Below are 21,843 nucleotides of genomic sequence, written 5' to 3'. Positions count from 1 at the left end.
CATACAAAAGAAAAGCAGCTAAGTGTCAGGCTAGCACTTCAAAACCTATCATCGTAAAATCATCTTTAAAAGCTTTTAATCCACTGTAATTAAGCCCGAAAAGTTTAATCTTCTTGAGTAAATCAGCTATAGGAAGATGGGAATTGGATTTCAAGAAAGCAGTAAATTCTTTTCTCATAAGCATTATTCCAACTCGATTTCTCACTTCTAGAATAGCATCAGTATAGAGTAACAGTTTGTCGCCCACTTCAAGTTGAATACTCGCCTCTGTGTAGTTGACCATCTCTTTGCTGAACGCCCCAACCAATTGTCCTTCGGTTTTTAGCTCAATAATTTCCTGAGTATTCGGCCTGACCACCAAGCCCTCAGGATGTCCGGCCTGCGTATAAGTTAGCTTTTTGGAATGGGAATCATACACGGCGTAAAACATCGTGATAAATGACCCTCTAGGCATTTTATTGTAGAGTTTTTCATTTGTTCCTGTCACTACTTTGGAAGTCGAAGAAGTCTGCAGCGCTAGGTTTTTGAAAGCAAATGAAGTCATGAAAGTCAGCAATGCCGCCTGAATTCCATGTCCGGTCACATCAGCAATCAGAATTCCATATACTCCTTGGCTGATTTCGATAATGTCATAGAAATCTCCGCCTATCTGATCCATCGGCTCAAAAATCGAAGAAAAGCTCAGCAGGTTGGTCTGAGGCAAGATATATGGGAGGATAAAATTCTGTACCCTCCTAGCCTGCTCCAGCTCAAACGTCATTTTATCTTGAAATAGAGCCAAGTCTCTATTTGCTTCCTGAAGGTTTTTTTGCGTTTCCCGTAATTCAGTGATGTCTGACTGCACGCCCACGTAATGCGTGGTGATTCCATGATGATCCTTAAGTGGAGTGATTGACAACCTATTCCAAAAAGGTGTTCCATCCTTCTTGTAATTGAGCATTTCTACGGTGACCTGCTCCCCATTTTTAATGGCTTGCCGGATGGCTTCTACAGATTGCTCATCAGTATCCTCACCTTGTAAAAATCTACAATTCTTCCCTAATACCTCTTCTTTGGAATAACCCGTCAATCGCTCAAACCCCTCATTTACAAACACTAAAGGCTGGTCAGGCTGATTCATCGCGCTAATAGTAATTCCTTCATTTAAAGTATTTGTCGCTTTGATCAACAAATTCTCAAATTCTTTGAAGGAAACTATTTCTTTAGATGTTAGAGTCATATAGGCAACAAAATACATATTTTATCTTGAACTACTTTTCGACTACTTCCAAAAATTCACCTGTTTAGGATATAAGGTATATAGCTCATGTGAACAATAGTCTATTACCTGGAAAAGTACCTGATCTGAAAATGGTTTTCTGCTGTGACTTAGGATGTTGTGACTTTGGAAGGTATTGCTAAGAAAATTTAGATGTATTGTCAGGATTTTCAGAATGCTCTAAAACAAAAAAAGCCTCCCCGAAGGAAGGCTTCTAATAAAATAAGACAGTGCAACCTTATTTTACTCTTTCAACTACAGCTTTGAATGCTTCAGGGTGATTCATGGCTAGATCTGCCAAAACCTTACGGTTAAGTTCAATCTCACCTTTCTTCAATAAACCCATTAATTGAGAATAGGATACGCCGTGCATTCTTGCACCTGCGTTGATACGCTGAATCCACAAAGCTCTGAATTCTCTTTTCTTCGCTTTACGGTCTCTGTACGCATACTGAAGACCTTTCTCATACTTGTTTTTGGCTACTGTCCATACGTTGCTACCTCTTCCGAAATAACCTCTTGTGGCTTTTAGCACTTTTTTTCTTCTTGCTCTTGACGCTACCGCGTTTACCGATCTAGGCATAGTGTTTTGTTTTTTGACAGTTGGTGTTCTGAACAATCAGAATCTTGATGACCAAACTATCTGGTGAATAAATAAACCTTAATTAATTAATTTTTAAGCTACAGCTGAGAATCAGATTCTCAACATGTCTCTTACTCTACCTTCGTCAGACTCATGTACTAGACCTGTTTTGGTCAAGTTATGCTTCCTTTTGGTAGCTTTCTTGGTTAGGATGTGGCTTTTGAAAGCATGTTTCCTTTTGATCTTGCCGGTTCCCGTTAAAGCGAACCTCTTCTTTGCACCGGATTTGGTTTTTACCTTTGGCATTTTGCTGTATTTATTTAGTTGAAATTTATTTTTTTCCTGCCTTCGGAGCGATGAAGATGTTCATTCTTTTTCCTTCCATTTTTGGAAGCTGCTCTACTGCGCCATACTCTGCGAGTGCCTGAGCAAATTTCAACAGTAGCATCTCCCCTCTTTCTTTAAACACAATGCTACGACCCACGAAATGTACGTATGCCTTTACTTTTGCGCCTTCTTTCAAGAAGTTGATCGCATGCTTCAATTTGAAATTAAAGTCATGATCATCCGTATTCGGTCCGAACCTGATTTCTTTCAAAACAATCTTAGCCGCATTGGATTTGATCTCCTTCTGCTTCTTTTTCTGCTCGTATTTAAACTTGGCATAATCAAGAATTTTACAAACTGGAGGATCGACATTCGGAGAAATCTCTACAAGATCCAAATCATTGTCCTGAGCGAGTTTGATGGCTTTATCAAGTGGAAGTAATGCGTTACCGCCTTCTACGAAATCTCCCACCAGTCTCACTTCCCGTGCTCTGATTTTGTGGTTTACTTTATAAGGTTCTTCCTGTCTACCTCTGTAGGGTTGTCTTTGGTTTCTCAAGTTTGCGTTGATTGTTTTTATGAAATTGGATGCAAATATCGGAATTATTTCTAATTAAGAAAAACTGAATCTGATAATACCTAAGTATTACTTGCTCAATGATGCAGAAATAATGCCTTGAAAATAATTTATAAACTCCTCCGCTGAGAAGTTACCTAGATCTCCTTCGCCATGTTTTCGAACAGACAGTTTGCGATCCTCTTGCTCTTTTTCACCCACTATCAGCATGAAAGGCACTTTTTTAACTTCAGAGTCACGGATTTTTCTTCCGATCTTTTCGTCTCTGTTGTCTATAGAGCCAGATATTCCTGCGTCTTCAAGGATAGCCTTAATCTCTTCAGCATAGCCTACATATTTTTCTGAAATAGGTAAAATATTAATCTGCTCAGGAGATAGCCAAAGTGGAAAATTACCAGCACAGTGCTCAATAAGCACCGCAACAAATCGCTCCAAAGAACCAAAAGGCGCTCTGTGAATCATCACGGGTCTATGCTTTTGGTTGTCCGAACCGATGTATTCCAACTCGAATCGCTCAGGTAAGTTATAATCCACCTGGATAGTTCCCAACTGCCATTTTCTTCCTAAAGCATCTTTCACCATAAAGTCTAGCTTTGGACCGTAAAATGCTGCTTCTCCAAGTTCGGTGACTGTATCCAATCCTTTCTCGGCTGCAGCTTCTATGATCGCTGCTTCTGCTTTGTCCCAGTTTTCATCACCACCGATATATTTGGTAGGATTTTCAGGATCTCTCAAGGAAATTTGAGCTGTATAATCTTCAAAACCCAAGGCTTTGAACACATACAGAACCAAATCGATCACTTTAATAAACTCTTCCTTGACCTGATCTGGGCGACAGAAGATATGCGCGTCATCCTGAGTAAATCCTCGAACGCGAGTTAAGCCGTGAAGCTCTCCACTTTGCTCGTAGCGATAAACCGTACCAAATTCTGCATATCGAATCGGTAACTCCTTATAGGAATGAGGCTTGTTTTTATAGATTTCGCAGTGATGTGGACAGTTCATCGGCTTCAGCAAAAACTCCTCGCCTTCGTGAGGCGTGGTGATCGGCTGAAAGGAATCCTTCCCATATTTCTCGTAGTGGCCAGACGTTTCGTACAAAACTTTATGTCCAATGTGAGGTGTAGTTACTTGCTGATAGCCAGATTTGTCCTGCGCTTTTTTCATAAAGCTCACCAAGCGCTCTCGCAAAAGCGTACCCTTAGGAAGCCAAAGTGGTAGTCCTGCTCCTACTTTCTCTGAAAACATGAAAAGCTCCAACTCCCGTCCTAATTTTCTATGATCACGCTTCTTCGCTTCTTCCAGCAAAGTCAGGTAATCAGTAAGCTCTTTAGCTTTGGGGAAAGTAACTCCATAAATACGGGTAAGCATTTTTCGTTTCTCATCCCCTCGCCAATACGCTCCGGCGATGTTGGTCAGCTTTACAGCTTTTATAAAGCCCGTATTTGGGATATGTGGTCCACGACAAAGATCTACGAAGTTTCCTTGTTTGTAAAAGGTAATTGAACCGTCTTCAAGTCCTTCAAGCAAGTCGAGTTTGTACTCATCATCCTTGCCTTTGAAGTAGTAAATCGCGTCTTGCTTGGCTATTTCCGATCGAATAAATTCATTCTTTTGTCTGGCTAATTCGACCATTTTCTTCTCGATGTTTTCGAGTTCAGAACCGTCTAGAGTTTTATCTCCAAAGTCCACATCGTAGTAAAACCCTGTCTCGATTGGAGGGCCTATGCCGAATTTGATACCCGGATAAAGTGCTTCCAATGCTTCTGCAAGCAGGTGAGCGGAGGAGTGCCAAAATGTGCTTTTACCTTCTCCGTCATTCCAAGTCAATAATTGAATGGACGAATCTTCGTTGATAGCTCGGGTAGCATCCCAAACTTGTCCGTTTACTTTGGCGGCTAGAACGTTCCTGGCTAAACCCTCGCTGATACTTGCAGCAATCTGAAGCCCGGTAGTCCCTTTTTCGTACTCCTTCACAGTGCCATCTGGAAGGGTGATTTTAATTTGATCTGACATTGTTGATTTTATTTCTGCCCATACAAACAGGCATAAAGATTAAGTTGCAAATATGCACAAGTGCGCTGCAAACGAAAAATATATGGGAAGGGAATATGGAAATGAGGGGTTAATTTTTAATTATCTCTAATGATAGGTGAAACCTTACTTTCTTGTTTTGACTGGCTGGAAGACCGCAGACGGGAGACTGAAGTCGCCCCCAAGCTAATGTTTACCACACAAATAAGTTGCTTTGCTCTTTCATTGCTGGAAGAGAAAAATACACCAGCCTATTCAAATTTATATCTTCAATATTTTCCTACATCCAACAAGGTATGAAGCTTCCACAGACTTAAAAACTCTTCCCGATACTTAATGCAGCGAAAATTGGTGAGAAAACCCAATCTTCTCTTCCTCCTACAGGGAGATTAACAAATGGTGTATATGCCACGCGGTAAAAGAATCCTCCCTCCGGTTTCTGATATCTATAGCCAACTCTCAAGGGAATGATAGCAGAATAAACTACTTTATCACTTACCTCATTTGTTTCAAAATCAATTTCAAAACTTCTTTCTAAATAGGAAGTAATTCCTGTACCAAGTTCAAAATGATGTTTTGACTTACCCCAAAATGCCGAAAATTCTAAAGGAACAACAGGTAGCCATTTTGTATTATTTATTGATTGATAATCTATTTTATCATTCCACATGGAGAAACCGGCACTAACATTCAGCTTGAGCATTTCTTTTTGATGGATGATCCGGCTATAGTTGATGGCATATCTTCCCGAGTTTCCCCCGAATTCAACATAAAGTGCATTTCGAGCCTCAAAGGTTTTGGTTTGAGCTGAAGTATTGAAGGATATCGCTAAAGCAAGAACTAATGCACAGAAAAAAGTTGATCTATATTGATGATACATCGTAGTATTATTTAATGGTTGAAATTTTATTGAAAATCCCATTTAATCTCTATTTTATCAAAATCTGTTCTCTCAACACATCTTTTCCTGAATAAATATGTAGAAAATAGGCTCCCGGCTGTAGACCTTTAGTATCCAAATACACTTTATTATCCTTCGATTCGCCAGTTTTAACCAGTTTCTCAGTTCGATCAAAAACCTCAACTCTAAAAACATTATTTATCGGTTTATTCTCCCTAGTCAGAAATTCGCCATCAAAAGATTCTTGGTTTAAGGGTTTTTCTTCAATCTCATATTCAACGTATAATTCACCAAATGAGGGATTAGGATAAATTTTAAAATCACCTGATGACATCATATAACTGCAAGGAAAAACAGTCATGCCACTCAAAGGAGTGGTGCCACAGCCGTTGTTGACAGAAACCCGGACTGGACCAAATGATGAGTTATAGGAAGGTACATACAATCTGATGGTATTTGTAGCAATATTTTCAACAGTCCATCCAGAAGGATATGTCCAGCTATAGGAGTACCCATTTTGATGTCCTGTGGGAACATCGGCCGTGTAGGTGTAAGAATTCCCATTGCAAACCATCGACGTTCCTGCTACGGTTACTTGAGAAGCGCTGAAAGGACCAATTTGAATAGAAAAGTTTTTAGGCGTACTAAACCAAGAATTATTTTGGAATGGTGGTCCACCATAAGGGATCGAACCTTGAACGGATATGTTATAACTTCCTGCAGGAGTACCGACAGGAGCAGATACACTTATAGTTTCATTTGTAAAAGCTGTATTTATGCCTCCATTGATAGACCAACCAACTGGAGCAGTCCATAAATAACCATAATGATAATAACAATCAGAACCGAAAGGATATCGGCTCGCCAAACTAGGGCTAGTAGTAAATTGATAGGTTTGACCTGAAAAACACATAGAAGGCCCAGAAACAGGACTTGGAACTGCAACTCTTGAATTAACTGCTATTGTGGTTGTTCCACCGAAAGTTAAATAATTGCATTGTCCAGCAGTAGCTTTAATTTTCATAATTCCCAATATCTTCGAACACATATGAAAAGCTACTTCCATTCCCGGCTCCTACTATTTCTATTCCTTTATAAACGTTCCAAACGATTGAACTACAATTAACTTCATAACCAAAAGGAATTTGATAAGTATTTACTGTATAAGTAACTGTGGTATTTGGACAAACTGTGGTTGACCCACTAATAACCACCTCTACAGCATTTGCCTGATTATCAATTGTTGCCAAAAAAAAGAAATAAACAAGAATATCTAAAAAACCATAATAGATTTAAATTCTTTAAATAAAAGATTATACGATACATATTGAAAAATTTTTAAGAATACCATTAACCTATTGCTACGAATGTAAATTTAACTGTATAAGAATCCAAACTATTTCGAAAGTTTAATATTGAATTTTACTAAAGAATAATCTGTCCCGAGATTTTCACTCCAAAGGGCTTAGCACCAGGATTATCCAGATAAGTCATTCTATGGAAGAAATCGACTCTGAAGAATTTAAAGATATTTTCAATCCCATAACCCAATTCCACATACGGCTTGGTTGGGTCTAGCCTTCCAAAGGTCTCCAAGGGGTTTCCAGAAGGATCCACGGTCGGAGCATTGGCTATATTTTTATTGCTGACAGAGCCGTAAAGGATATTAGCATTAGCAACTGCACGCCACTTGAGTTTCTTGAGTACAGGAATTTTGTTAAGCAAAAAGCCCTCGAAATAATGCCTATACCGCAAGCTAGCATACTGGTCAGAAGCAAACTCGTTGAAATTCATCGTATTGAAAGCAGCAGAAGTGTAGAACAGAGTTTCATTGCCTAAGTGATTTTTCATCACGGGATAAGGAACTTCACCAAATACTTTACCAGCATCAAACTCATACCGAGATACACCAAACATACCTACGTTCAGTTTCTGATAGACATAGAAGTTCAATTTGGAATAGCTGATATCTCCACCCAGCCAATTCATTCCTTTAGCGTAGCTCAAATCAAAAATCGGCCATCTCAACGGTCCCAAGGATGCTCGTTCGTTGTCATTGATCAGGATTACCTCATCTCGTCCATAGCGTAATCCAACCCTAGCTTCGGTAGTTTCGAAATTTGAGCGGTATTCACCTGTCCCTTTCTCCAAATAATAGAAATTATACAAGGGGTCAAATTTCATAAAACTCAAATCTGAATACATGAGAAAGCCTTTGAAAAACTCCCGCTCAAATTCGATTCTATGCTTCCTGCTAAAGTAAGGTCTTCTAAGCGTTCCGAATCTGCTGGCTGCCAGAAAGACGCTATTTCCCTGCAAACTGGCAATCTCCAAGCCTACTTGATCAATCTCTCGCTGGGTATAAAGCGAAACACTCGTCCAGTGATACCTATCCAAAATCCGGGTGACTTTACCCGTGTATTTCAGTTGACCATCCTTGAAACCATAGCCTGCATACCCCGAGAAAGCCCACTTTTTACTGAATTTGATATTGGTACGGAAGCCCATTCCCAGCCTCACTCCTTCTATATCGTTGTAGTTGAAAAAGCCTGGCCATGGTCCAATATCCACTTTGCCGATGGGTAGATAGCCGGTACCAAAAAACTTAAGCCCTTCAGTGTAGAACCTCACAATCGGAATTCTCTTCAGCGTATCCACCATTTTCAGCACAGCTATATCCTCTTGAGTGAGAATGTCTTGGCGATTGTCCTCCCAAAACTCATCCGTGCCTTCATCATAGCCTGGAGATAAGACCACTTGCTGATTGAAAAAGGATGTAGGCTGAGGTTCATCTATCTGAATGCTATCTGCCGACATGTAGAATTTGGCCAACAAGCCTGCCGTTTTAGGAGTGATTTGCCCTATTTTAATCTGAACTCTGGTCTTAGCAGGAATCAAAGGGCCAGCCGTGGTTGCAGTCAATTCCTGCTGAATCTTGATTCGCTCGATAAAATTAAGGTTTGCTTCCTTTGGAATGGTCAAATCGACCTGCTTCAGACTATATGTTTCCTTATTGATCCAAATGGTACCCGAAAATGCTAAGTCTTGCTCGCGCAAAGGATAGACCTTCAATAGATAGCAGGAATCAGACCCCACCAATACGGAATCTACCAAATCATAATCGTAAAACTGCTTCCAGCCATCGGCTATAGGCGATACAAATTCCTTTCCCACGATGGAAAGCCAGTTTTTGTAAAAATTATATTCCTGAAAAGCAGAACCGGTAATCTGAGATGTAGTGGAACCGTCTGTTATGCCTACTCCCGTTACTTTAGATTTTTCCACTACCTCTTTACGAAGCTCTGGATTATTTCTAAAGTAATATTTGGAAACTGTCTCTGAGAAGAAAACAGGCAGGATCTTCTCCCCTTCATCATTGGTCAGCTGCTTGATCGAGTCTAGTACTGACGTTACTTTCTGCACAGATTTTCTTTTGGAAAATTCTTCAGAGACGTGATCAATATCAATTTCTATTTTGGTGTAATTCTTTGTTTGATAGGCTCTTAACTCTCTTTTGTCGAAGTCTTTTTTTCGATTAACAGCCTGTCTGATAATTTCGAAGGCTGGGTTCTCTCCCGCGGTGAACACGAAGGTTTCCATTTCAAAATCAGAAGGTTTGAGTTGGAAATTTACCGTTTGTTCTGCTTGGTTAAGCAGAGGTTTGGTAGCACTGATATATCCCAGATAGCTTACCATGATGCTGTCGGTAAGTGATTTAGTCCCTAAGGAATAGTTACCCTCAAAATCGGTGGAGATTCCCACCGTGGTACCTTTCAGCAGTACCGAGGCAAATGGAATAGGGTCTCCCGTTGAGGAATCAGTCACTTTACCTTTCACCATATATTGAGCGAAAGAAGGGATGCTAAAAAGGAAAAATAAAAGAAAAAGGTAAGTATGCTTCATGTAGGATCAACAGCACTAGGAACAAATTCTCGCAAAATAAATTCATTAAATCTTCAAATCGCTACTTGGCTAGTTAAAATATACAAAGCTTAACCACTAAGGAAGTTTGTAGAGAAGGAAATTTGGAAAATCCGCTAGTATATTTGAAGCTCAAATTAGTAAAATCATGATATACGATATAGTAGTAATAGGTGGTGGAATAGTAGGGCTGGCTACAGCTCTTAAAATACAAAAGCAGCGTCCAAGCCTCAAAATTGCTGTTTTGGAGAAAGAAAGCCAACTAGCAAAGCACCAAACCGGTAATAATAGTGGGGTGATACACTCAGGTTTATACTACAAGCCAGGCTCACTCAAAGCAACCAATTGCATAGGTGGATATCATGAGTTGATTCAGTTTTGTGAGGAAGAAAAAATTCCTTTTGAGATCACCGGAAAAGTAGTAGTAGCCACGCGAGAAGCCCAAAAGCCCTTGTTGAATAACCTCTATGAAAGGGGAATTCAGAATGGCCTGGAAGGAACGAGATACATTACTATGGAGGAATTGAAGGAGTTCGAACCTCATTGTGCGGGAGTCGCGGCTCTCCATGTTCCTCAAACTGGAATTGTAGATTATTTTAAAGTAGCACTGGCTTATGGACGTAAAATTCTTCAGAATGGAGGTGAGATTTTACTAAACCATAAAGTGCTAGCCATTAAGCAAGAAGGAGCCATCAACTACATTGAAACTTCCAAAAAGACATTCCAAAGTAAGTTGGTGATCAACTGTGCGGGCTTGTATTCCGACAAAGTAGCTCAGATGAGTGAGGAAGAGCCGATTGATGTGAAAATCATACCTTTCCGAGGTGAGTACTTTAAGCTCAAGAAAGACAAGGAATTTTTAGTGAAAAACCTCATTTACCCTGTTCCAGATCCTAACTTTCCATTTTTGGGAGTTCATTTTACCCGAATGATGAAAGGAGGCGTAGAAGCTGGACCAAATGCCGTTTTAGCTTTTCGCAGAGAAGGCTATAAAAAATCACAAATCAACCTGAAGGAATTAACCGAGTCCTTGGCTTGGCCTGGCTTCCAAAAAGTCGCAGCCAAATACTGGCAAACAGGCTTTGGCGAAATGTACAGATCATTTTCGAAAGCAGCATTTACCAAAGCCTTACAAGAATTGATACCAGAGATTCAGCAATCAGATCTCGTAGAGGGTGGCGCTGGCGTGAGAGCTCAGGCTTGTGATCGTACAGGTGGACTTTTGGATGATTTCTCTATCAAAGAATCAGCACATGCCATCAACGTACTCAATGCTCCTTCTCCTGCCGCGACAAGCTCTTTAGCTATAGGCGGTACGGTTGCTGAATTGGCGTTGAAAAGATTTCAGTAAATCTTGGAGTAAAATTAATTTTTGAGGTTTTTTTCTAACCTCGAAGGTATAAATTCAACCAACTGTACTGTCTCCCGCCGAGGCACCAAGGCGCAATTTATTGCCTGCTAGATCTGCGCTTTTGAGCCTCTATGGGAGATAATTATCCAATTTCTTAAACCTGTGTATTCACAGAATCTGGGAAGTAGCGGTTAGCCAAAGTGACCATCTCATCCCCGCGAACTAGATCTTGGATGGTGAGCTCAGAAGTGTGCTGATGACCAGAAGCCCCCAGCATTTCTTTGACAGCATGGATGGTGTTTTTATGGAAATTATATACGCGCTCGGACTTGTCCGTGACTACCAAACCTTTTTGCAAGGCTAGTTTTTGGGTCGCCACACCCGTTGGGCAATCGTTCGTATTGCAGCGAAGTGCTTGAATACAGCCTAAACTAAACATAAATCCTCTAGCAGAATTGCAAATATCCGCACCGAGCGCGATGTATTTCAAAATAGAAAAGGCACTTAGTGCTTTTCCTGAGGCGATTATTCGGATTTGATCTCGTATTCCAAACTTTTCCAAAGTACCTCTGACAAAAATCAAAGAAGGCTCAAGCGGAAGTCCAACACTATCGGAAAACTCAAGCGGTGCTGCTCCAGTCCCACCCTCAGCTCCATCTATCGTGATGAAATCAGGGAAAATCTGCTGAGCAATCATGGATTTGCATAATGCAATAAACTCCTCGGTACGACCCACGCAGAGTTTAAAGCCAATAGGTTTTCCATTAGAAAGTTTACGGAGTTTACCAACAAAAGCAACTAGCCCATCTTCATTAGTGAAAGCACTATGGGAAGGCGGAGATAGAATAGTAGTTCCCGGGATTACTCCACGGATTGTAGCAATCTCCACCGTATTTTTCACCCCAGGAAGAACGCCCCCATGTCCCGGTTTAGCACCTTGAGATAGTTTGATTTCAATCATTTTTACCTCAGGATAAGCTGCTTTTTCTGCAAACTTATTTTCATCAAAATTGCCACGCTCATCCCTACAGCCGAAATATCCAGTTCCTATCTGCCAAACCAAGTCCCCGCCCTGTCGATGGTGATCAGAAATGGCACCTTCTCCGGTATTGTGGTAGAAATTCCCTTTTTTTGCACCGTTGTTTAGCGCTTTGACGGCATTGGCACTGAGCGACCCAAAGCTCATTGCAGAGATATTGAAAATTGAGGCATTATAAGGATGTGAACAGGAAGCGCCTCCTATGGTGATTCGCAGATCTTTTTCATCAGGAATGACGGCATAAATGGAATGCCTCAACGCCATATAATCTGCTCCATTTATATCTCGTTGAGTTCCGAATGGATGGGTGTCATTTACATTTTTGGCTCTGCGATAGGCAAGTGATCGGAGGTTGCGGCTGAAAGGTCTTCCGCTTGTATTGTTCTCAATGAAATACTGCTGAATCTCAGGACTAATGGACTCGAGCAAATACCTAAAATGCCCCACCAAAGGGAAATTGCGAAGAATAGCATGCTTTTTCTGTACCACATCATATACTCCGAGAAGCAAAAGGCCAGCTAGGAGGTAGAGCACAAATTTCCCAAAATCAAAATTCATAAACTGAAAGTACCACATCAGGAAAATTGTAATCAATCCCAAAAGGAAAAGTGAACCGAAGAAAAGCTTTCTCATATAGATAGGAATTTGTGTTGAACTGTTATCAAGTTACTAATTCAATGCAGGTCTAGGGCTTGATTAAAAAATCATATATACGTTTTTCTGCATAAGTAAATTCTTCTCCTCTGATCACAAAGCCTGTATGGCCACCGCGACGAGGTGTTTCCAAGGAAATCTCTCGTTTTGACTCTGCGAGTTTTATAGGATAGCACTCTGGTCCTAAAAGTGGATCGTTGAGAGCATTTAAGATCAGCGTGGGAATGGCTATATGAGGCATCCAATTATCTGCACTTACGCCTTTGTAGAAATCTTCCGCATCCCGAAAGCCATGAAGCTTAGCTGTGAAATGTGTGTCAAAGGCATCAAAATCAACAACTTTCTCCAGTAATTCCAAATCTATCAACTCAGGAAACTGTATGGCCTTCGCTCGAATTTTTGCTTTTAATTTTCCTAGAAATCTGTTTTTGTAAAAGGTATTACTTCTGGATTTTAAGGTGAGGGCACTCGAATGCAAATTACAAGGTGTAGAATAGACGGCTGCTCGTAAGATTTCTTTTGGCAAATCATTTCCTTTTTCGCCAAGATACTTAAGCGTCTGAGCGCCGCCCATACTTATTCCTGTGAGATATATTTCTGCGTAGGCATGGTTTTTCAGGACATGGTGAATGGTAGTTTCCAAATCATAGCTAGCCCCATGATGGTATAAAATAGGCTTTAAATTGATCTCACCACCACAGGATCGATTATTCCATACGAGTACGTCTATTCCTTGGGAATTGAAAAGCTTCACCATTCCTCTGGCATAATGCCGCTCAGAATCCCCCTCCAACCCATGAGATAAAATCAGCAGACGAGTACTTCCTACTTTTGACCAATCCAAATTCAAAAAATCTGAGTCCGGCGTATCTATAGTCTCTCGAGAATAAGTGACACCTGCTATTTCTCTAAAAATACTGGGGATGATCGTTTCTAGATGACCGTTGAATAAGTAAGCAGGTGGTCCAGAATAGCTTGATTTGATGATACTCATGAGGGGCAAAAATAGAAAGCTTCACATGAAGAACACGTTCCCTTAACATTCAGGGGACATATTCAACCTATTTTTGTGATGTAAAATTTTTCATAGGCCAGAACAAGAAAGTGGAGCGACAGGTGTCAGCTCCTTTTTTTATGCCATCAGCGAGTGAACTCGTTTGATCGCCAGATCCAGCTTTTCTTCCAAACGTAGGAAGTGCGATTCAAACCTAACGCCTTCAAAACCATCACTTTCTATAATTTCTTTGCCGCGTTGTAGCTCATCGATGATATGGGATAATTCGAACATACTCAGAGTAGGCTTGAGCTTATGTCGGATTTGTTGGATTTTTTCCTCATCTTTTTTTGATGAGCCTATACCATACACTTCTTTGAGCTCGACTAGGCCTTGGTGTATCGCCATCGTCAATTGCTTTTGAAAGTCTGCATCGCCGTCAGACATTTCAAGGATTAGATGATCAAGATCTGGATAGATTTGTTCCATTTTCGTTAAGTAGATGAAGCTTTTCCTGCTAGAAATCCTGTGGACCAAGCAGCTTGAAAATTAAAGCCACCTGTTATTCCATCAATATTAAGGACTTCGCCGGCAAAGTAAAGGTTGGGGTGATAATTACTTTCCAAGGTTTCCGGATTTACTTCGTTCAAATTAATTCCTCCGGCAGTTACGAATTCTTCCTTGAAGGTGGTTTTACCTTCGACCCTCAAAGTATAGCAAAAAAGATTCTGCACCAACTTATTAATTTGCTTTTTCGACAGTCCCCCATACAATTGATTCGTGTCAATGCCCGAACGGTAAGTAAAATGTTCCCAAAGCCTTGCTGGTATTTCAAATAACGCATGGCTACTGACTTTCCTATTTGGGTGCGCCAGTGCATAATTAGTCAGATTAGTCTGGTACTCCCCTTCTCCCATCTCGCCATTCCAATTGATCAAAGCTGTAGCCTGATAGTTGGTGTCTTTCAACCATTGTGCACCAAAGGCAGATAACTTCAAAACGGCTGGCCCGCTTACTCCCCAATGTGTCACCAGAACTGGACCTCGGTAATTCAATTTTGTGCCTTCAATTTTGACTACTCCATCAGTCACCGATACACCCATTAATTCTCGGAGAGATTCCTTGGGAGTGTTGAAAGTAAAAAGTGAGGGAATAGGCTCTAAAATACTATGCTTGAGTTGATTTAGAAACTCATAGCTAGATGATTTAGGATGACCGCCAGTAGCGATGATGAGCTTGTCAAATAGAAAATCTCCTGCATCCGTTTTGAGTTTGAATTGACCATCCAATGGAAAAATAGCATGGACGCCACAGGATTTCCGAATAGAAATTCGGAGCTGTTGAGCTTCCTTCAATAAAGCATCAATGATGGATTGGGAGTCATCCGAAACAGGGAACATCCGTCCGTCAGCTTCTACTTTCAGACGAACTCCCCGATTTTCAAACCAGTGGATCGTGTCCTCAGATTTGAATTTGGGGAAAACTTTCTTTAAAAATTTCTCTCCACGTGGATAGTTTTTGACCAACTTGGAGATTTCCATGGGACGATGCGTCACGTTACACCTGCCGCCACCGGATACTTTTACCTTGGACAAAAGCTTGGGCGATTTTTCGAAAATACTGACTTCTTTCCCCGGCCCGCTGGCATGGATAGCTGCGAAAAACCCAGCTGCTCCCCCACCTATTACTCCTATTTTCAAAATCTATATACTATTGAAATACAATGAATTAATACTGCTATCTTTTTCTACTGAATGAGCCTAGAATTCCTCTGGTCAACTCACGGAAAATCGTTCTTCCAAGTTGTCTTACCATCGTATTCTTACTTAACTCTTCGATGAGGGAATCTTCCTGAGGAGCACTTCTCCGAGTTGTGGTTGTGGATTTAGGACCAGGCAAGGTCGCTTTCTTTTGAAGCTCCTCCAGATCAGCCATTTTCTTTTCTAACATTTCGAAGGCACTCTCTCGGTCTATATCCTGGTTGTATTTGTACACTAGTGCAGAATTCTCTACCACTTGGTTGATTTCCGACTCTGACAAAATATCCATTCTAGTTATCGGTGCTCTCACCAGCGTATGAGCAAGGGGCGTAGGAATTCCCTTTTCGTTCAGTGCCGTGATCAATGCTTCTCCTATTCCCATCGCCGTCAATACTTTCGAGGTCTCATAATATGGAGAATCAGGGTAATTTTCAGCTGTTTTGGTAATTGCCTTTCGGTCTTTTGCCGTGAAGGCCCTGAGTGCATGCTGGACTTTTAGACCCAATTGACCCAAAATTGCATCGGGGACATCAGTTGGCGTTTGGGTGCAAAAATAAACTCCAACTCCTTTGGATCGGATCAGCTTCACGATAGCTTCGATCTTCTCCAACAAGTCATTTGAGGCATTCGAAAAAACCAAGTGCGCCTCATCTATAAATAAGCAAAGCTTTGGCTGATCTGCATCTCCTTGCTCAGGAAATGTCTCGTAAATCTCAGAAAGCAAGCTTAACATAAAGGTTGAGAATAGCTTGGGGCGACTTTGAATGTCAGTCAGACGGATCACCGAGATTACACCTTTGCCATCTTTTAATCGAAGAAAATCCTCTACATCAAATGACTTCTCACCAAAAAACCGCTCAGCACCTTGCTGCTCCAGCTCGATGATTTTCCTCATTATCGTATTGACAGATGCGGAAGAAACCTGACCGTATTCCTTTTGGATAGCTTCCTTACCCTCATTGGTAATAAACTGAAGCACTCGCTTGAGGTCCTTCAAGTCCACCAAAGGCAAATGATTAATATCGCAGTAGCGGAAAATCAGAGAGATCACTCCTTGTTGTGTGTCGTTGAGCTCTAGAATCTGCGCGATCAAAACAGGACCAAACTCTGAAACTGAAGCTTTCAGACGTACTCCTTTTTCGTTAGATATGGACATCAATTCGATCGGTAAACCCATCGGTTCATAGTCCACTCCTATCACCTGAGATCTATTTTGGATAAAATCGTTTGCAGTTCCAGGCTGAGCCAGGCCAGACAAATCACCTTTCAAATCCATCAATACAGAAGGAACACCCTTCAAAGCCAGCTGCTCCGCGATCACTTGCAGGGTTTTGGTCTTTCCAGTGCCTGTTGCACCTGCGATCAAACCATGTCGATTCATGGTCTTAAGTGCTATTTTGACTTGTGCTCCTGAGACTGGAACCCCGTCCAATACGCCTGTACCGAGTATAATCGAATCTTTTTTGTATTTCTGGCCTTCGGCCAAATGGGTGATGAATTCTTCTGTCTTACTCATGATAAAAGTGATTGTGAAACCAAACTACAAAAAACAATTTTTAAACGGGACTTACCTAGGAGGTTTGGGAGAATATTAGAATATGATTATCCGCTATTATGCCAGTCAACTTATATTCCTTGCATATCTGGTTGGAAGACCGATGATCGAAGCGGCCTCAATTCTTAAGATTAACTTATCCTTTTTTGCTTTTGACTCCATACTCGAACAAAAGCGGATAATCATTTCGGTTTTACTTAGCAGTGAACTGCCTCGGTTAATAGTCGCAGCATAGTTACATTCAAAACCTGTAAATAGATGGTTTTGATTAGTTGGCGTACTTTTCAATTGGTGAGTAAGCAACTATCAACTCCACCATTCCAGCCCTTTATTATCTTCTTTAGCCAAATAACTTTTACTTATTCTTCATAAAAAAACCTTGAGGCTAGGACATCAAGGTTTTTTAATTAATTGAAATTCAGTAATTAATGAGTGACCATTGGTTCGAGGGACTTAGCTTGCTCGATGAAGTCCACCACTTTAGAAGCAGCAGGAACCACACGGGTTAATCCTTTTTCTTCCTGAGTTTTTACTAAAGCTGCATGCAGGTTTTCTGCATTTCTGGTTCTCAATTCCTTTACAGTATCTACGCCAGCGGCTTTGAGGAGCTCAGCAAATTGGCTTGCAATTCCATTGATTCTAAAAAGATCGGCCATATTCACCCACACTAGAATTTTGCTTTCATCCAAGCCTGAGGCATCTGCGATGGCTTTTCTTCCAGCTTTGGAGGCACCTTTTTCTAATAGTCCTTCTACAGTAGTGACGCCAGCTGCTGAAAGTTTTTCTTTCATTACTGGACCTATGCTTTCGATCATTGTGATTGGTTTTCCCATTTCCTGTTTTGTTTGGATTAGATAATATGACTGATGATTCAGGATTCAGCCCAACGAATTTTTCATCGACTTTGTCCTATAATTCAATCCCAAAATAAAGACATTATTTAACTTCTAAAATTCATTTTGAACAATAGGAGGAGATTTGACCTTTTGGAAATATTAACTTTAGCATCAGGAAACTTCTACCTTTATTGCTTCATCAGTAAAAAAATAACCCTGTGAGCCTTAGATTTCACCTTCCCTTACTCCTCATTTGTTGTGTCGTTTCATTGTCTTTTTGCCAAATTTCGATGGCGCAAATAGGTCCAAATCTTGGTCAAACCGACCAATGGATGAAAGGCGCAAAAGCTGCCATCGAGAGAAATGACTACGAAACTGCCAATTCTATCTTCAGAAACCTGATCGATTCTGGTCAACCGCTCCCTGAGGAAATGCCCTATTTATTTGCAGAGACTCTTTTTGAGCTCAAGCAATATGACAATTCAGCTAATTTTCTCAACAAGTACCTCGAGCTAACTGGCTTCACAGGCTCGTATTATGAGGGGGCAAAGGAATTACAAAAACGACTCGAAAGTCCTCTTTCCGAGATTCAGCAATGCCAACTCTGCGATCGCAGAGGCTACCGATATAAGGTTTGTTTCACCTGCGAAGGCAAGCGTCAGCTAGCCCAAGACTGTAGCTATTGCAAGGCAAAAGGCGTAGTGGGATGTAGTCGCTGCAGCGGTTCTGGGATGGTAACGCGCATGAATATTTTCAAGATCGTAGAGTATTTCGAATGCGATAGATGCGCTGGAAAAGGAAGACTTACTTGCCCAGTGTGCGAAGGCAGCCTGAAGCAAGTGAGTTCTTGCCAGACTTGCAATGGAAGTGGCAAATTGAGTTCGGAGGATATCTGCAATCACGTAGAGGAACCGCATGAGCATCTGTAAATCCTACATGACTTTCTCTCAAATCAACGAAGTAGTTTTGCTTCGATTGTTATTTCGATGGATGGCTGATGACCGAAGCGGCCTCTATTCTTAAAGTTCAGCCATTCTTCATGGCTGTTGCCTTTGTGCTGGCAACATTTCAAAAAATCAACTTGATCATAAAAAATACTTCAAGGGAGCCAACAAGCAATTCCCTCGAAGTATTTAATTTTTTCTAAAAAGCTCTCTTAAACTATCTAATGAGCTAGTCTCCTATTCAAAACTGAGTCATCCTATTACTTATCAACTTCCAAAGAAATCTCCGGTTGATTGATCAGCACTGGCTTACCAAAACCAAGCTTTTCTAAGCCATCCAACTGCGTTTTAGCATCGCCGACAACTAACCAGATCATCTTATTTGGATCCAAATATTTGACAGCTAACTCCTGAATTCTTTCCACCGTCATCTCATTGACTATTTTTTCTCTATCCTTTACGTAGTGAGGATCCCAGCCAAAAGCGCTGATATTCTCTAGCATAGAGAGTTTTGCACCAGCCGTTTCAAATGCTCTTGCATTACTTTTGATCAAATAGCTCTGGGTAGTTTGCAGGTCTTCAGAAGTATAAGTGGCTCCATACGAGGATAAAATGTCCTTAACTAACTGAGTCGATTCATAAGTCACATTGCTTCTCACACCACTAGTGATGGTGAAAGGTTCGGCTATTTTCCCTCCGGAAAAAGAAGATCGAATTCCATAGGTGTATCCTTTGCCTTCGCGTAATTCTTGTGTAAGCCTGGAGGCAAATCCTCCTCCACCCAAAATATAATTCATCACAGTGGCTGGATAAAAATCCGGATCCGTAGAAGCCAACGCTGGATATCCAAACGATAGCATGGATTGCTTGGCGTCAGGAATATCATAGAAATAAACGGTGGCTTGCTCAGGTCTAGCTGCTGCTTCGTAGGTGGGTATTATCACTTCCTTACTTTCCCAAGTCGTATTTAGCTCCTCCAAAGAAGCTAAAATCGCCGCCTGCCCGAGTGCACCTACCACATGCATGTTGGTTACTGAAGGCGAAATATTTTTGGAATAATAAGTCTTAAGATCGTTCAAAGAGATGGATTCCACTGACTCAATCGTACCTAAAATATTTTGAGCTCTATTATTTCCCTCTCCATAAATCAGCTTATTAAATTCATTTTGAGCAACAGCAGTTGGACTGCCTGCTGCCTGAAGAATCCTGCTTTTGGTTGCCTGTTTGGCTAGCGCAAACTCCACAGAATCCCATCTCGGCTCCAGCAGAATTTCATTGACCAACTCCAATACCTCGTCGTAATTTCTGCTTAAGGTATTGACAGACAAATTAATACTCTCAGTGCTAGCAAACACATTAATACTCGCACCCAACTGATCTATAGCATCTTCCAGTTCAGCGGTGGTTTTGGATTGGGTACCTTTAGTCATGAGCTGCGCCAAAAGATTGGCCACGCCTACTTTTGCTGGATCGTCCAATAACTGCCCTCCATCGATTACCATCGTAAACTGAACGAGTGGTACCTCATGATTTTCTATTCCATAGACTTCCAAACCGTTGCTTAGCGTTTCCTTCCACACATCCGGAATCTTCAGCTCCGGGGTTTTTCCGTAAGGAGGTTCTACCGATCGGTCAAAAGTCGAAGGCGCTTTTTCGTAAGTAGCTTGTATAGAGGCATCAAAATTCTCCTCAGCTCCCTGGACAATCTGCTCTTCCACTACGTCAGCTTTCACAGACCCTTCCAAGGCAGCCTCCAGATTTCCTTTTGGGACAAAGCTGGTAGCGATGTAGTTTTTGTCTTTTATGTATTGCTCATACACACGCATCACATCTGCAGGAGTCACCGACAAAACTTGCTGAATATCCTGATTGATAAAGCCCGGGTCATGTGCGAAAATATTGTATTGAGCCAGCTGAACCCCTTTTCCCAGCACACTGGAAAGCGCATTGTAAAAGCTAGTTTCTTGTCCGGCCTTGATGCGAGCTAGATCTTTTTCTGAAATTCCAGATTCCTCAAATTTGGCAAAAGCCTCATCAATCGCCACTGCTACCTCATCTAAGTCTTTATCCGCAAATGCTCTAACAGACAACTGCGCCTGACCCGCCAACTCAGAGGTACGATTGTACATTCTCACATTTGAGGTCAACTTCTTATCATCGACTAAAATACGGTTGAAAGGAGCGTTTTTACCGCTGCTGAGGTATTGGGTAAGTACGTCCAGTGCGTAAGAATCAGGGTGATACTGCTCTACGGTAGGCCAGGTCAATGTGAGTTCTGGAAGCTTCGCAAAATTATCCTCATGATAAAGTTTCTTGATAGTTTCCACCTGTCCAGCTCTAGGAGTCATCGGCTCGATGGGATCGCCTGAAGCTATTTCATCAAAATACTTTTTGACCCATGCTTTGGCTTGTACAGGATCAAAATCACCAACGATCGTAAGCGTCACGTTATTCGGGACATACCAGCGTCTAAAAAACTCCTTGACGTCTTCCAATTTAGCGTTTTGAAGATCTTCCAAGGAACCGATTACCTGCCAGTTATATGGATGATCAGCCGGGTAGAGATTTTTGTCAATGACGTAGGAAGTATGACCGTAAGGTTGATTGTCCACACCTTGGCGCTTTTCGTTTTTCACCACTTGCTTTTCTTTGGCTAAAACTGGTTCAGTCACCGTATTGATAAACCAACCCAACTTATCCGCCTCGGCCCAGATCATTTTCTCCAACGCATCATTGGGAACCGTCTGAAGGTAATTTGTCCGGTCACGACTGGTGGAACCGTTAGCTCCAGACCCTCCTATCCGGGCAGTCATTTTGTCCAAGCCGCCTTTGCCTAGGTTTTCTGATTCAAGAAAAAGTAAATGCTCAAAAAGATGGGCAAAACCGGTTCTTCCCTCCTTTTCGCGAGCAGAGCCCACATGAGCTGTCAGCGCTACTGCGACTACAGGATCAGATTTGTCAATATGAAAAACAACTTCTAGACCGTTGTCTAAAATGAATTTTTCATATTCAACTTTGAATTCCTGAGAAATTGGATCAGCTTTTTTGTCACATCCTGCAGCCACGAGCAATACCAGGATAAGGGGAATTATTCTTCTAAGCATAAGTT

General features: G+C 41.3%; 17 protein-coding genes. 2 read left to right on the top strand and 15 right to left on the bottom strand.

Annotated elements, in window-relative coordinates; all coding sequences use genetic code 11:
- Nucleotides 1–25: 25 nt before the first annotated feature.
- The 8 genes from ABJH64_RS03880 to ABJH64_RS03845 all read right to left on the bottom strand — a co-directional run bounded on the left by ABJH64_RS03880 (nucleotide 26) and on the right by ABJH64_RS03845 (nucleotide 9,520).
- Nucleotides 26–1,219 (bottom strand): SpoIIE family protein phosphatase, encoded by a 1,194-nt coding sequence (locus tag ABJH64_RS03880; RefSeq protein WP_348334717.1) that lies wholly within the window; start codon nucleotides 1,217–1,219, stop codon nucleotides 26–28.
- A gap of 277 nt (nucleotides 1,220–1,496) precedes the next feature.
- The gene (gene rplT / locus ABJH64_RS03875; protein ID WP_091691840.1) at nucleotides 1,497–1,841 is read right to left on the bottom strand and encodes a 50S ribosomal protein L20; all 345 of its coding nucleotides are present in this window, start codon (nucleotides 1,839–1,841) and stop codon (nucleotides 1,497–1,499) included.
- 111 nt (nucleotides 1,842–1,952) lie between these two features.
- Entirely contained in the window at nucleotides 1,953–2,147 is a 195-nt protein-coding gene (rpmI, locus tag ABJH64_RS03870) for a 50S ribosomal protein L35 (protein WP_348275341.1), read from the bottom strand.
- Between the two features lie 25 nt (nucleotides 2,148–2,172).
- Nucleotides 2,173–2,727: a translation initiation factor IF-3 gene (gene infC, locus ABJH64_RS03865; protein WP_348275340.1), complete on the bottom strand. Its 555-nt coding sequence runs from the start codon at nucleotides 2,725–2,727 to the stop codon at nucleotides 2,173–2,175.
- An 87-nt stretch (nucleotides 2,728–2,814) separates the two neighbouring features.
- Nucleotides 2,815–4,761, bottom strand: coding sequence for a threonine--tRNA ligase (thrS, locus tag ABJH64_RS03860; protein ID WP_348275339.1), 1,947 nt, complete (start codon nucleotides 4,759–4,761; stop codon nucleotides 2,815–2,817).
- Between the two features lie 331 nt (nucleotides 4,762–5,092).
- A complete protein-coding gene (locus tag ABJH64_RS03855; RefSeq protein WP_348275338.1) occupies nucleotides 5,093–5,701 on the bottom strand; it encodes a hypothetical protein in 609 nt (202 codons plus the stop codon).
- 7 nt (nucleotides 5,702–5,708) lie between these two features.
- On the bottom strand, nucleotides 5,709–6,704 hold the full coding sequence (locus ABJH64_RS03850; protein ID WP_348275337.1) for a T9SS type A sorting domain-containing protein: 996 nt from the start codon (nucleotides 6,702–6,704) through the stop codon (nucleotides 5,709–5,711).
- 401 nt (nucleotides 6,705–7,105) lie between these two features.
- Nucleotides 7,106–9,520, bottom strand: coding sequence for a DUF5686 family protein (locus tag ABJH64_RS03845; RefSeq protein WP_348299014.1), 2,415 nt, complete (start codon nucleotides 9,518–9,520; stop codon nucleotides 7,106–7,108).
- Between the two features lie 229 nt (nucleotides 9,521–9,749).
- Here ABJH64_RS03845 and lhgO point away from each other — a divergent pair, with 229 nt between their 5' ends.
- Nucleotides 9,750–10,952, top strand: coding sequence for an L-2-hydroxyglutarate oxidase (gene lhgO / locus ABJH64_RS03840; protein WP_348275334.1), 1,203 nt, complete (start codon nucleotides 9,750–9,752; stop codon nucleotides 10,950–10,952).
- Between the two features lie 154 nt (nucleotides 10,953–11,106).
- Here lhgO and ABJH64_RS03835 read toward each other — a convergent pair whose 3' ends face one another.
- The 6 genes from ABJH64_RS03835 to ABJH64_RS03810 form a co-directional block, all read right to left on the bottom strand.
- Nucleotides 11,107–12,624 carry an FMN-binding glutamate synthase family protein gene (locus tag ABJH64_RS03835; RefSeq protein WP_348275333.1) on the bottom strand — a complete coding sequence of 506 codons (1,518 nt, stop codon included), beginning with the start codon at nucleotides 12,622–12,624 and terminating at the stop codon, nucleotides 11,107–11,109.
- Nucleotides 12,625–12,676: 52 nt separating this feature from the next.
- Entirely contained in the window at nucleotides 12,677–13,639 is a 963-nt protein-coding gene (locus ABJH64_RS03830) for an alpha/beta fold hydrolase (protein ID WP_348275332.1), read from the bottom strand.
- Between the two features lie 138 nt (nucleotides 13,640–13,777).
- Nucleotides 13,778–14,128, bottom strand: coding sequence for a hypothetical protein (locus tag ABJH64_RS03825; RefSeq protein ID WP_348275331.1), 351 nt, complete (start codon nucleotides 14,126–14,128; stop codon nucleotides 13,778–13,780).
- A 5-nt stretch (nucleotides 14,129–14,133) separates the two neighbouring features.
- Entirely contained in the window at nucleotides 14,134–15,339 is a 1,206-nt protein-coding gene (locus tag ABJH64_RS03820; RefSeq protein WP_348275330.1) for an NAD(P)/FAD-dependent oxidoreductase, read from the bottom strand.
- A gap of 37 nt (nucleotides 15,340–15,376) precedes the next feature.
- Nucleotides 15,377–16,915 (bottom strand): helicase HerA-like domain-containing protein, encoded by a 1,539-nt coding sequence (locus tag ABJH64_RS03815; RefSeq protein WP_348275329.1) that lies wholly within the window; start codon nucleotides 16,913–16,915, stop codon nucleotides 15,377–15,379.
- Between the two features lie 464 nt (nucleotides 16,916–17,379).
- The gene (locus ABJH64_RS03810; protein ID WP_348275328.1) at nucleotides 17,380–17,787 is read right to left on the bottom strand and encodes a DUF4332 domain-containing protein; all 408 of its coding nucleotides are present in this window, start codon (nucleotides 17,785–17,787) and stop codon (nucleotides 17,380–17,382) included.
- Between the two features lie 293 nt (nucleotides 17,788–18,080).
- Here ABJH64_RS03810 and ABJH64_RS03805 point away from each other — a divergent pair, with 293 nt between their 5' ends.
- The gene (locus ABJH64_RS03805) at nucleotides 18,081–18,719 is read left to right on the top strand and encodes a molecular chaperone DnaJ (protein ID WP_348275327.1); all 639 of its coding nucleotides are present in this window, start codon (nucleotides 18,081–18,083) and stop codon (nucleotides 18,717–18,719) included.
- A gap of 275 nt (nucleotides 18,720–18,994) precedes the next feature.
- On the opposite strand, the gene ABJH64_RS03800 is transcribed toward ABJH64_RS03805, so the two are convergent.
- Complete coding sequence (locus tag ABJH64_RS03800; protein WP_348275326.1) at nucleotides 18,995–21,838, bottom strand: pitrilysin family protein; 2,844 nt, start codon at nucleotides 21,836–21,838, stop codon at nucleotides 18,995–18,997.
- Nucleotides 21,839–21,843: the final 5 nt, after the last annotated feature.

Origin of the sequence: Algoriphagus sp. (assembly GCF_039969895.1) — a bacterium.
In the GTDB taxonomy this organism is placed as follows: Bacteria; Bacteroidota; Bacteroidia; order Cytophagales; family Cyclobacteriaceae; genus Algoriphagus.
The sequence above is the reverse complement of the archived record's forward strand: the minus strand, read 5'-3'. Positions and strand labels throughout refer to the sequence as shown.